The organism is Streptomyces sp. NPDC029956, from assembly GCF_055574655.1.
The window spans coordinates 97,324-108,876 of sequence record NZ_JBVHZJ010000019.1; the positions used below are offsets into that span (position 1 = coordinate 97,324).

An 11,553-nucleotide genomic window follows, 5' to 3' on the forward strand; every position below is an offset into this window, starting at 1 on the left:
GCTTGCCCTCCCCCCCCCCCCCCTCCGTCCCCCCCCCCCCCCCCCCCCCCCCCCCCCCCCCCCCCCCCCCCCCCCCCCCCCCCCCCCCCCCCCCCCCCCCGCTTCCGTATCCGGGACGCGGTGCGCGGCACCGTGGGCGAATCTGGTTCGTGGACGCTGAGCGTGGAGGTGGGGACCGTGACGGTGAGCGGATCGGGTGATCCGGTGGACCAGGCCCGGATGCTGGCGCGGTGGGCGCTCGGCGCCGCGGCGCTGGCGGTCGTGCTGCTGCTGACGGGGCTCGGCGGCGCCGGAGTGCTGGTCCTCCTCGGCGCGTTCGTGGGGCTCGCCTGTTCGGCCGTGGGCATCTGGTGGTTCCTCGCCCACCGCGGGCCGCTGCGGGTGTCCGGTGCCCTGCTGGCCGTCGCCGCGCCGCTCGCCGTCCTCGTCATGTACGTCGTCTGGGGACCCTGGCTGACCGCGCTGGGGGCCCTCGCGTCGTGGAGCGTGGCGCTGGTCTGCGCGCGGGCCGCCCTGCGCCTCATCCGGGACGGGAACGGCGCGCCCGCGCGCCCGCGGCCGAAGCGGCGGCCCCGGCCGAAGCGGCCCGTACTGATCATGAACCCGAAGTCCGGGGGCGGGAAGGTCGCCCGCTTCGGGCTCGTCGAGCGGGCCGAGAAGCTGGGGGCGAGGGTCGTCCTGATCGACCCGTCCGTCGAGACCGACGTCGCCGCGCTCGCCCGGGAGGCCGTCGCCGACGGCGCCGACCTGCTCGGGGTGGCCGGGGGGGACGGTACGCAGGCGCTGGTCGCCGCCGTGGCCGCCGAGCACGACCTGCCCTTCCTCGTCATCTCCGCCGGAACCCGCAACCACTTCGCCCTCGACCTGGGTCTCGACCGCGCCGACCCGGCGACCTGCCTGGACGCCCTCGTCGACGGCGAGGAACTCCGCGTCGATCTCGGCTCCGTGTCCGGGCGGGCGTTCGTCAACACGGTCTCGTTCGGTGTGTACGCCGATGTCGTCCAGCTCCCCGAGTACCGCGACGCGAAGGCCGGCACCGCCGTCGACGTCCTCCCCGACCTGCTCCAGGGCGGTGGCGGCGACCGTCTCGACGCGACCGCCGACGGCCTCCGGCTCCCCGCCCAGCAGGCCCTCCTCGTCAGCAACAACGCGTACGCCGCGCCTGATCCGTTCAGCGCCGCAGCCGCCCGGAGACCGCGCCTGGACGGCGGCGAGCTCGGGGTGATCGCCGTCCGGGTCGACGGGGCCGCGCAGGCCGCCGAGATGGCCGTACTGGGCACCGGTTCGACCGGGCTGAACGTCCTGACGGCCGCTCGGGTCGAGGTGACGGGGAAGGCCGCGGCCCCCGTCCCCGTGCCCCCCTCGGCCTTCGTCCCCGCGCCGGCCCGGGCCCCCGGCGTCCCCGGCACCATCGCCGTCGCCGTCGACGGTGAGGCGCTGACCCTTCCCACCCCCGTCGTCTGTACCCTGCGCCCCCGTGCGCTGCGGGTGCTCGTGCCGCGTCACCGGCCCGGCGTCATCGAGCCCCAGCCGCCCCTGGACTGGCGGCGCATCACCGAAATCGCCTTCCGGACCACTTCGAGGAGCAGCGGCTCATGACCGGCACCACCACACCCACCAAGAACCCCGTCCGGGCGGTCTTCCGCGACCTCCGCGCGATCGACGGGGCCGTCTACGCCGCCGTGGCCGCCACGCCGACGCCCACCCTCGACACGGGCTTCCGGAGGCTGTCGCACGCGGCGAACCACTCCAAGATCTCGTTCACCGTGGCGGCCGGGCTCGCCCTGGTGCCCGGCCGGCCGCGCCGCGCCGCGCTGGCCGGCGTCGGGGCCGTGGCCGTCGCCTCGGCCACGGCCAACCTGCTGGGCAAGCGCCTCGTCCGCAGGCCGCGGCCGGACCGGGAGGCGGCCCGGGTCGTGGTGGGCCGCCACGTGCCGATGCCGGACTCGGCGTCGTTCCCCTCCGGGCACACCGCGTCGGCGGTGGCCTTCGCGACCGCCGTGGGGGTCGTCTTCCCGCCGGTCTCGGTGCCCCTGCAGGTCCTGGCGATGGCCGTGGGGTACTCCCGTGTCCACACCGGGGTGCACTACCCGGGTGACGTCGCCGCGGGCGCCGTCCTCGGCGTCGCGAGCGCGGCCGTCTCCCTGACGGCCGTGGCCTCGCTGACGGCCGCCAGGAGGAAGTGACCGGGCGTCGGAGACACCCGGTCGGGCGTCGTCCGTCTCAGAACGTCGCGCGGGCCAGGTCCTCCTCCGGGAGGTCAAGCGAGGCGAGCCGCTCCGGGTCCGCCAGGACCTGGAGCTCGACGATGCGGTCCCCGGCGATCGTGAACGACATGAGGACGCTCGGGCGGCCGTCGACGACCGCGACGAACGCGGGCGCGCCGTTGACCACGACCGGCAGCGAGGCCTGCCGGAACCTGGCGTACATGAGGGCCTGCGAGATGACGGCCTCGGCGCCCCGCACGACCTTGGAGACGGCCGCGAGCGTCCGGCCCCCGTCCGCGCGCAGCACCACGTCCGGGTCGAGGACGGCGAGCAGCCCCTCGAAGTCGCCGCCCTGCGAGGCGGCGAGGAAGGCGTCGGCGATCTCCCGCTGCCGGCGCGCGTCGGGCCCGGGGGCGGGGGCGGCGTCCTGCACGCGGCGGCGGGCGCGGCTGGCGAGCTGGCGGGTGGCGGCCGGGGTGCGGTCCACGATCCGTGCGATCTCGTCGAAGGAGACGGCGAACATGTCGTGCAGCACGAACGCGAGCCGCTCGGCCGGGCCGAGGGTCTCCAGGACGACGAGGAGCGCGAGGCCGACGGATTCCGTGATCTCGGCCGCGTGCTCCGGGTCGGTGGTGTCGGCGACCCGGACGACCGGGTCGGGGACGTAGTACTCCAGCGGGTCCTCGCGGCGCGAGCCGCGTGAGCGCAGCATGTCGAGGCAGACGCGCCCGACGACCGTGGTCAGCCAGCCGCTCAGGTTCTCCACCGTGCTGATGTCGCTGCGGTTGAGCTTGAACCAGGCCTCCTGGACGGCGTCCTCGGCCTCGCTGAGCGAGCCCAGCATCCGGTACGCCACCGCCCGCAGATGCCCCCGGTCGGCCTCGAAGCGGCGGGCCAGCAGGTCCGTGCCGCCGGTGTGGTTGTCGAGGTGCTGTTCCACTCGTCGATCTCCCCGTTCGCGTCCCGTCATGTCGTCATGACGGATCAAAGCTCGTCGATGTGACGCCGCCTGTCACGCCCCTGGCGGCGGGGTATCGGCGGTGCCGACGATTCCGGTACGTGAGATCCACGACGCCGTCCGGGGAACGCCGGGGATTCCCCGGCCGATGCATCGGGGCGCCGGGGATCATCCCTTCAGGGCCGTGATCATCATCCGTAGATTGATCCGCATGACGACGACAACTTCGCAGGTCAACGCCGTGCTCCGGACCCCGCCGGCCTCTCCCGCCGCCGCTGCCGCGTACTTCTCCGCGAGCCTCGCCTTCCACGCCGACGTCTCCGACGTGGCCTCCGCGCTGGCGGCCGCTGCCGCCGACGGCACCGACCCGGGCTTCGTGGTGATCGACTCGCGTTCGACCGCCTCCTGGGACCAGGGGCACGTCCCCGGTGCCGTCCACCTCCCGACCGCGCTGATCCCGGAGCAGGCCGAGCGGCTGCTCGACCGGTCCGTGCCGGTCGTCACGTACTGCTGGGGCCCCGGCTGCAACGGCGCGACGCGCTCCGCGCTGGCCCTCGCGGAGCTGGGATTCCAGGTGAAGGAGATGCTCGGCGGCTTCGAGTACTGGGTGCGCGAGGGCTTCGCGTACGAGACCTGGGAGGGGCCCGCGGAGAAGGCCGCGGACCCGCTCACGGCGCCGGTGGACTCGGACGACTGCGGCTGCTGACGGAATCCGATTTCCGGATCGCCCCGGTCATGCCGTAGAGTCGTGTTTACCGACGCGGGGTGGAGCAGCTCGGTAGCTCGCTGGGCTCATAACCCAGAGGTCGCAGGTTCAAATCCTGTCCCCGCTACTCAGTAGCAACGAAGGCCCGGATCCAGTCACTGGATCCGGGCCTTCGTCGTTCCCGCGCGGCTGCCGCAGGCCGGCGCTTGACCTTTACGCGACGTCAAGATTTAGCGTTCTCGGTATGGAGTGGTCGATCCAAGAGATCGCCAAGAAGGCCGGCACCACCAGTCGCACCCTCCGGCACTACGGGGACCGCGGACTGCTGGAGCCGAGCCGGATCGGCGCGAACGGTTACCGGTACTACGACCAGGCGGCGCTCGTGCGGCTGCAGCGGATTCTGCTGCTGCGCGAGCTGGGGCTCTCGTTGCCCGCGATCGCCGAGGTCCTCGCGGGGCAGCGGGACACGTCCGCCGCCCTGCGCACCCACCTCTCGCTCCTGGAGCAGGAACGCGAGCGCATCGGACGGCAGATCGCCTCGGTGCGGACCACTCTCCACAAGACCGAGAACGGAGAAGAGCTCATGGCCGACGAAGTGTTCGACGGTTTCGACCACACGGTGTACGAGGAGGAGGTCACCGAGCGCTGGGGCCGCGGCGCCTACGAGAAGGCCGACCGCTGGTGGCGCTCGCTCACCCCGGCGCAGAAGAAGATGTTCATGGACGAGCAGTCCGGCATCGCCCGCGACTTCGCGCGGGCGCTCAGGGACGGTCTCGCCGCCGACAGCGACGAGGTGCAGGCGATCGCGTGGCGCCAGGTCGCGTGGCTGTCCACCACCACGACCCCGAGCAAGGAGTACCTGATCGGTCTCGGCCGCATGTACGTCGACGACCCGCGCTTCACCGCGAACTACGACCGGCACGGTGAGGGCACCGCAGTCCTGGTCCGTGACGCGCTGGAGATCTACGCGGAGCGGAACCTGTAGTCCGATCCGAACCGTCGGGCCGCCGGAAGCCCGGCTGTCGGAAGCCCCGGCCGCGGGACACCCGGCTGCCGGAAGCCCCGGCTGTCGGAAGTAAACGGTGGCCAAAACCGCGCCTGTCACTTTGTGTGCCCGCACTGCCCCACCGTAGTGTCACGCGCACCATGAGTGACGAGCGCGTGAGTGACGTACGCCGGCGGGCGCCCGCCGTCCTCGTCCTGCTCGCGCTCCTCGCCCTCCTCGTCAGCGTCTGCCACGGCTCGCACGGGCACCTGCTGCCGCCCTCGGGTTCCGCGACCGTCGTCTCGGCCCCCGCGCTGCCGCACGGCTGCGAGCGGTCCGGAGAGGGGTGGTCCTTCGACGTCCACCTCCCCGCGCAGACCGCCGCCGCACCCCTCGCCGCGCCGGACGCCGGCGGCGCCGTGCTCCTGCCGTACGCGGCCGACCTCCGCGCCGACCCCCGCGCGCGCTGTGTCCGGGGCAGGGCGGGACCCGGCCCCGAGCCGGGCCGGCTGTTGATCGCCCTCGGAGTGGACCGGAACTGAGCCGGGTCTCGCCCTCGCGTGACCAGGCCCCCTTCCGCGTACTCACCCCAAGGACGTCCCACCCGTGAACAACCTGCTGTCCGGCAGCCTGCTGCCCGTCGCCGAGCAGACCGTCGGCAACACCCCCGTCCTCCGCACGGACGACGGCTACTGGGCCAAGCTCGAAGGCTTCAACTTCGGCGGCATCAAGGACCGCGCCGCCCTCTACATGGTCGAACAGGCCCGCCGACGCGGTGAGCTGCGGCCCGGCGCCCCGATCGTCGAGTCCACCTCCGGGACCCTCGGCCTCGGCCTCGCCCTCGCCGGGGTCCTGCACGGCCATCCGGTGCACGTCGTCACCGACCCCGGCCTCGAACCGATCGTCGAGCGGATGCTCGTCGCCCACGGCGCCCGGGTCCATGTCGTACCGGAGCCGAGCCCCAAGGGCGGCTGGCAGCAGGCCCGGATGGACCGGGTCGCCGAGCTGCTCGTGAGCCTCGACGGGGCCTGGTGGCCCGACCAGTACGGGAACCCCGACAACCCCGACGCGTACGCGGGGCTCGCCGCCGAGCTGTCCGGGCAGCTCGACCGGATCGACGTCCTCGTCTGCGCGGTCGGCACCGGCGGCCACTCGGCCGGGATCTCCCGGGCCCTGCGCGCCACCAGCAGCCCCGCGCTCGAACTCGTCGGCGTGGACTCCGTGGGCTCCACCGTCTTCGGCCTGCCGGCCGGGGAGCGGCTGATGCGCGGCCTCGGCTCCTCCATCCACCCGGGCAACGTGGACCACGGCGCCTTCGACGAGATCCACTGGGTGGGACCCGCCGAGGCGGTACGGGCGGCCCGCCGGCTGGCCTCGCGTCAGTTCGCCACGGGCGGCTGGAGCGTCGGCGCGGTCGCGCTGGTCGCCGGGTGGCTGGCCCGCACCCGGCCGCGCGGGACGCGGATCGCGGCCGTCTTCCCCGACGGGCCGCAGCGGTACTTCGACACCGTCTTCAACGACGAGTTCTGCGCGGCCCACGGCCTCCTCGACGGGCCCGTACGGGAGGATCCCGCCGGGTACGTCTCCGCCGACACGGTCAGCGGCTGGACCCACAGGGTCATGGACCGGACGGGGCCGGCGCGTTGACCACGACGACAGCGCAGCCCAGGGGCGGCGTCTGGAAGCAGAGCCGTACCTTCGAACCGGCCGTCCGGCTCCTCTTCCTCAACCAGCTCACCATCAACCTCGGCTTCTACATGCTCATGCCGTACCTGGCCGCGCACCTCGCGGACGGGCTCGGCATGGCGGCCTGGGCGGTCGGGCTCGTGCTCGGCGCCCGGAACCTCTCCCAGCAGGGCATGTTCCTCGTCGGCGGGGCGCTCGCCGACCGGCTCGGCTTCAAGCCGCTCATCGTGGCCGGCTGCGCGCTGCGGACGGCCGGATTCGGAGCCCTCGCGTTCGCGCAGTCGCTCCCGATGCTGATCGCCGCCTCGCTCGCGACCGGGCTCGCGGGGGCGCTGTTCAACCCCGCCGTACGGGCCTGTCTCGCGGCGGAGGCGGGGGAGGAGCGGCGGGTCGAGGCCTTCGCCCTGTTCAACGTGTACTACCAGGCGGGCATCCTGCTCGGGCCACTCGTGGGGGTGGCCCTGACGGGGGTGTCGTTCCGGCTGACGTGTGTGGTGGCGGCGGTGCTGTTCGCCGGGCTGACCCTCGTACAGCTCCGGTACATGCCCGCACGGGGGGAGCGGCGGGAGCCGGACGGGGAGGGGCGCGGGCAGTTCCGCACGGTGCTCTCCCACCGGACCTTCTGGCTCTTCTCGCTCGCGATGACCGGCTCGTACGTGCTGTCCTTCCAGGTCTATCTGGCGCTGCCGCTCGCCGCCGGCGGCCCGGGACCCACGACGGCGCTCTTCGTCGTCTCCGCGCTCGTCGCGCTCGCCGGGCAGCTGCGGATCACCGCCTGGTGCAGGCGGCGGCTGAGCCGGGAGCGGTGTCTGGTCCTCGGGCTCGCCCTGATGGGCGGGGCCTTCCTGCTCCCGGCGGCCCTGGGCCGTGGCCTGGTGGGGCTGCTGCTGTGCGCGGCGGTCCTCGCCGTCGCGAACGCGGTGCTCTACCCGTACGAGATGGACACCGTCGTCGCCCTGTCCCGGGGGCGCTGGGTGGCCACCCACTACGGGCTCTACAACACGGTGTGCGGGATCGGGATCACCCTCGGGAACCTGGGCACGGGCGCGCTGCTCGACGTGACCGGGTGGTCGGCGGTGCCGTGGCTCGCGCTGTGCGCGGTGGGGCTGGGGTGTGCGGCGGCGATGGCCCTCCTGGCGAGGGGCGGCCGGCTGGCCGAGGGGACGGCCACCGACTGATACCCGGCCGCGCGCGTGGAGGCCGGGTGCGCGCTGTCCCGTCTCCACGCGCGCGTGGCCAAGCGTCCCGTCTCCACGCGCGCGTGCCCAGGCTGTCCTGCCTCCACGCGCGTGGCCGGGCCTCCCCGGGGCGTACGCCAGTCGGCCCCGTGGGAGTCGCCGCCCCGGGCGGCGGCGGCCACCCTGGGGAGGGCGCGGTACGGGCCGCGGCCGGGTACGGACCGGGCAGGAGAGCACAGGTGGGGCACCCCCCAGGAGTGATCGGCGGGCGGCCGGGCGGCGCGAGCCGCCGCCCGTACGGGGGCGCCCGGAGCTTCATCCGGGCGCTGCCGCCGCTGATCATCGTGGGCGGTGTCGTCTTCGACGTCCTGACGCCTGCCAAGTACAGCGCGGCGCCGATGTTCTCCGCCGCCCCGCTGATCACGGCACCGCTCTTCTCCACCCTCACGACGCTGCTCACCGGGATCGCGGCCGTCCTCGCCTCCGCCGGGCTGCACGTCTACAACGGCACCGCGACCGAGATCCCCTCGCTCACCGAGTTCCTCACCGTGCTCACGGTCTTCGCGCTCGCCATGCTCATCAACCGGGTCGTCCTCCGCAGCGGCGAGCGGCTCGCCTCGGCGCGGGTCATCGCGGAGACCGCGCAGAAGGCGGTGCTGCCGACGCCCGCCGAGCGGATCGGCGGGCTGCAGTGCGCGGCGCGGTACGAGGCGGCGCAGGCGGACGCGTTCATCGGCGGCGACCTGTTCGCCGTCCAGGACACCCCCTACGGGGTACGGCTCGTGGTCGGCGACGTCCGCGGCAAGGGCCTGGACGCGGTCGAGGCCGTCGCCGTCGTCATCGGGGCGTTCCGGGAGGCGGCCGAGCAGGAGCGGACCCTGGAGGGCGTGGCGCAGCGGCTCGAACGCGCTCTCGCCCGGGAGGGCACCCGCCGGCACGGGCTCGACGCCTTCGAGGGGTTCACCACGGCCGTCCTCGCCGAGATCCCGCGCGGTGACGGGGGCGGCACCTTCGACGGTTTCGTACGGGTCGTCAACCGCGGGCACCCGCCTCCGCTGCTGCTGTACGCGGACGGGCGCCTGGACATGCTGGAGCCGGGCGAGCCGGCGCTGCCGCTGGGCATGGGCGATCTGGCGTCGTGGCCGGACCGGGCCGAGGCGCGGCCGTACCCGCCGGGCACGACGCTGCTCTTCTACACCGACGGTCTGTCGGAGGCACGGGACGCCGAGGGCGTCTTCTACGACCCGGGTGAACGGCTCGCCGGGCGGATCTTCCCCGGGCCCGAGGAGCTGCTCGACGCGCTCGTGGACGACGTACGGCTGCACACCGGCGGCGGGTCGACCGACGACATGGCGCTGCTCGCGGTGAGCCGTCCGGCGACGGGGCAGCCGGAGCGGCGCCGGACGATGCCGGTGGTGCCGCCGAGCGGCTCCGGTTCGCCGCGGGGCGGGTCCGGTCACCGGCCGTAGTCGCGGGGTGCCACTGCGATAACAATTGACATAACGTCAGATCGCACGGGTTTCGGCGTCCCTTACTGAAGGGGGGTCAACTCGGACCATTCCCCCTCAATTCAATGAATGATCAAGGGGAACGGCTTGGAATCGGCACCCCGTGTCTATTAACGTTCGATAACGCAGTGCGGTCGTCCCAGCCGTCGCAAGAGACGGCACCGTGCGCACGCGCCGAATCCTGAAAAGGAACCGGGGAACCACTACTTGGGGTGAATCGGGCCCTTCGCACCTGTGCGACGTGCCCGTAGGAGACCTTCCTGCTCCGAACCCGTCAGCTAACCCGGTAGGCGAGAAGGAAGGAAAGGAGCGCGCCTTCGTGGCGTCCAACACTCCCGCACCCGAAGCCCCCTTCGATGCCTTCGGTGGTGGTGCGGGTCCTGCCGCCCCGGACACCGAGTGGAACCCCACCGAGGGATCCCTCCGCTCCGGCGGCCGCCACCGCGTCGTCAAGCAGCGCTCCAACTTCGCCCGTTCCTCCACCGTCCTCGGCGTCGGTGTGATCGCGGCCGTCGGTGCGGGTGGCCTCGCCACCGCGCAGGAGAAGCCCCCGGTGGCCATCTCCCTCCCGGACCTGCCCGACCTCAACCTGCCGGACGCCCACGACCTCCCCGGTGTCGGCGACCTCCTCCCCGAAGAGGCCCAGGAGACGGTCAGCGCGGCCCGCGCCAACCCGAACCCGCTCACCGTCGCCACGTACGCCACCGTCGACGACGAGCAGGGCACGAAGGCCCCGCAGATGCAGCAGGCCGGCCTGGTCACCCAGGACGGCCCGGCCACGAAGGCCGCGCCCGGCGCCGGTGACGCGGGCGAGGCCCTGCGCGCCCGCATCCTCCAGCAGGCCGAGCAGCAGCAGGCCTCCGCCGACGCCGCCGACAAGGCCGCGGCGGAGAAGGCGGCGGCCGAGAAGGCCGCAGCGGAGGCCGTGGCCAAGGCCGACGCGGCGGAGAAGGCGGCCGCCGAGGCGAAGGCCAAGGCCGAGGCGGAGGCCAAGGCCAAGGCGGAAGCCGAGGCGAAGGCGAAGGCCGAGGCCGCGGCCGAGGCCGAGCGCCTCGCCAAGCTGGCCGCCAGCTACACGCTGCCGCTCTCCTCGTACAGCCTCAGCGCCACCTACATGCAGTCCGGCTCGATGTGGTCCTCCGGCTACCACACCGGCCTCGACTTCGCCGCCCCCACCGGCACCCCGCTCAAGGCGGTCCACGGCGGCACCGTCAAGTCGGCCGGCTGGTCCGGCTCGTACGGCTACCGCGTCGTCCTGGAGCTCTCGGACGGCACCGAGATCTGGTACGCCCACATGTCCTCCATGACCGTCTCCGCCGGCCAGACCGTGGGCACCGGCGAGACGATCGGCCGCGTCGGCGCCACCGGCAACGTCACGGGCGCCCACCTCCACATGGAGGTGCACACGCCCGGCGGATCCGGCCTCGACCCGGCGGAATGGCTGCGCTCCAAGGGCCTGAGCCTCTGACCCGCCCGGGTCGCCACGAGGGCGACCCGGTCCGTCCGCGCGGGCGCGCCGGCCCCGGCCGCCGTGTGCGCCCTACCGCGCGGGCGCCGCGGCCCCGGCCTCCGCGATCCAGGCGTCCAGCTGCTCCCGGGTGGTGCCGGGGTCGGCGACCAGCGCACCCAGGTCGTCGCCCTCGACGACGGTGGTCGCCAGGGCCGGGCACCTGCGGCAGCCGTCCACACCGACCTGGACCCACCACTTGCAGTGGGGGCGCAGATGACACCGCGGCACGCTCCGCTGCTCGTCCGCCGGCGTCGCGGCCACCCGCTCCACCAGACCGCAGTCATTGCCCCTGCGGTGCAGACAGTTGCTGACGCAGTGCGAAGCGAAGCGCAGGACCCGGGTCGGCTCGACGTCCTTCGGGACGACCGGCAGCACGTCGCGGGCCGGCACGGGGTCGGCGAGGTACACGACCTCGCCGTCCTGCCCCGACCGCACCCCCAGGACCACCGACTCCGGTGCGTCGGCCTTGCCGCTCGGGCACCATGTCCTGCTCTCCCCGGAACGGTCCGCGGTGTTCATCTCCACCTCCTCGTCCGTCGCGTGGGACCGCTACACGATCTGGCCGGCGCAGGCCGGGGTGCAGGCCGCTGCCGTGCGCTCCTGCTCGACCGCCTTGGCCAGGTGCGCCTCCAGCTGGGCCGAGGTGATCTGTCCGGGCCTGGGCGAGGACTGCGCGGACGCGGCACCCGCTCCGCCGAGGACGAGCGCGGCGGCCGCGAGCGCGGCGGCGGTTCCCCCGACAGCGGGGCGACTCGTGTACTTCATGCTGCAACCTCCTGGATGGGTACGAAAGGTGTACCGGCACGCTAGGAGGC

12 protein-coding genes, 1 tRNA gene and 1 riboswitch are annotated in these 11,553 nt (G+C 73.7%); of the genes, 10 read left to right on the forward strand and 3 right to left on the reverse strand.

Translation table 11 applies throughout. The annotated features are described in order from the left end of the window. Nucleotides 1-219 precede the first annotated feature (219 nt). Nucleotides 220-1,599: a diacylglycerol/lipid kinase family protein gene (locus tag ACZ4XX_RS17890; RefSeq protein ID WP_468508849.1), complete on the forward strand. Its 1,380-nt coding sequence runs from the start codon at nucleotides 220-222 to the stop codon at nucleotides 1,597-1,599. Continuing rightward, a complete protein-coding gene (locus ACZ4XX_RS17895; RefSeq protein WP_468508826.1) occupies nucleotides 1,596-2,186 on the forward strand; it encodes a phosphatase PAP2 family protein in 591 nt (196 codons plus the stop codon). The genes ACZ4XX_RS17890 and ACZ4XX_RS17895 overlap by 4 nt, the downstream gene beginning before the upstream one ends. Nucleotides 2,187-2,223: 37 nt before the next feature. On the opposite strand, the gene sigJ is transcribed toward ACZ4XX_RS17895, so the two are convergent. Continuing rightward, entirely contained in the window at nucleotides 2,224-3,177 is a 954-nt protein-coding gene (gene sigJ / locus ACZ4XX_RS17900) for an RNA polymerase sigma factor SigJ (protein WP_468508827.1), read from the reverse strand. A gap of 199 nt (nucleotides 3,178-3,376) precedes the next feature. Here sigJ and ACZ4XX_RS17905 point away from each other — a divergent pair, with 199 nt between their 5' ends. From ACZ4XX_RS17905 to ACZ4XX_RS17940, 8 genes are all read left to right on the forward strand, one after another. Further along, nucleotides 3,377-3,871, forward strand: a complete 495-nt coding sequence (locus ACZ4XX_RS17905; RefSeq protein WP_468508828.1) for a rhodanese-like domain-containing protein — start codon at nucleotides 3,377-3,379, stop codon at nucleotides 3,869-3,871. 53 nt (nucleotides 3,872-3,924) lie between these two features. Further along, nucleotides 3,925-3,998, forward strand: a tRNA-Met gene (locus tag ACZ4XX_RS17910). 117 nt (nucleotides 3,999-4,115) lie between these two features. After that, nucleotides 4,116-4,856 carry a MerR family transcriptional regulator gene (locus ACZ4XX_RS17915; RefSeq protein ID WP_468508829.1) on the forward strand — a complete coding sequence of 247 codons (741 nt, stop codon included), beginning with the start codon at nucleotides 4,116-4,118 and terminating at the stop codon, nucleotides 4,854-4,856. A gap of 161 nt (nucleotides 4,857-5,017) precedes the next feature. Further along, a complete protein-coding gene (locus ACZ4XX_RS17920) occupies nucleotides 5,018-5,398 on the forward strand; it encodes a hypothetical protein (RefSeq protein WP_468508830.1) in 381 nt (126 codons plus the stop codon). A gap of 64 nt (nucleotides 5,399-5,462) precedes the next feature. Further along, complete coding sequence (locus tag ACZ4XX_RS17925) at nucleotides 5,463-6,503, forward strand: PLP-dependent cysteine synthase family protein (RefSeq protein ID WP_468508831.1); 1,041 nt, start codon at nucleotides 5,463-5,465, stop codon at nucleotides 6,501-6,503. Then, nucleotides 6,500-7,720: an MFS transporter gene (locus ACZ4XX_RS17930; protein ID WP_468508832.1), complete on the forward strand. Its 1,221-nt coding sequence runs from the start codon at nucleotides 6,500-6,502 to the stop codon at nucleotides 7,718-7,720. Before ACZ4XX_RS17925 ends, ACZ4XX_RS17930 begins: the two co-directional genes overlap by 4 nt. 239 nt (nucleotides 7,721-7,959) lie before the next feature. Beyond that, nucleotides 7,960-9,189 (forward strand): PP2C family protein-serine/threonine phosphatase, encoded by a 1,230-nt coding sequence (locus tag ACZ4XX_RS17935; protein WP_468508833.1) that lies wholly within the window; start codon nucleotides 7,960-7,962, stop codon nucleotides 9,187-9,189. 201 nt (nucleotides 9,190-9,390) lie between these two features. Then, a riboswitch (cyclic di-AMP (ydaO/yuaA leader) is annotated at nucleotides 9,391-9,536 on the forward strand. An 11-nt stretch (nucleotides 9,537-9,547) separates the two neighbouring features. Beyond that, complete coding sequence (locus ACZ4XX_RS17940; RefSeq protein WP_468508834.1) at nucleotides 9,548-10,696, forward strand: M23 family metallopeptidase; 1,149 nt, start codon at nucleotides 9,548-9,550, stop codon at nucleotides 10,694-10,696. A gap of 72 nt (nucleotides 10,697-10,768) precedes the next feature. Here the strand turns inward: ACZ4XX_RS17940 and ACZ4XX_RS17945 are convergent, their stop codons facing one another. Both ACZ4XX_RS17945 and ACZ4XX_RS17950 read right to left on the reverse strand, forming a co-directional pair. Then, nucleotides 10,769-11,257, reverse strand: a complete 489-nt coding sequence (locus ACZ4XX_RS17945; protein WP_209496012.1) for a hypothetical protein — start codon at nucleotides 11,255-11,257, stop codon at nucleotides 10,769-10,771. Between the two features lie 30 nt (nucleotides 11,258-11,287). Then, on the reverse strand, nucleotides 11,288-11,503 hold the full coding sequence (locus tag ACZ4XX_RS17950; RefSeq protein WP_209496013.1) for a hypothetical protein: 216 nt from the start codon (nucleotides 11,501-11,503) through the stop codon (nucleotides 11,288-11,290). Between the last annotated feature and the right edge of the window lie 50 nt (nucleotides 11,504-11,553).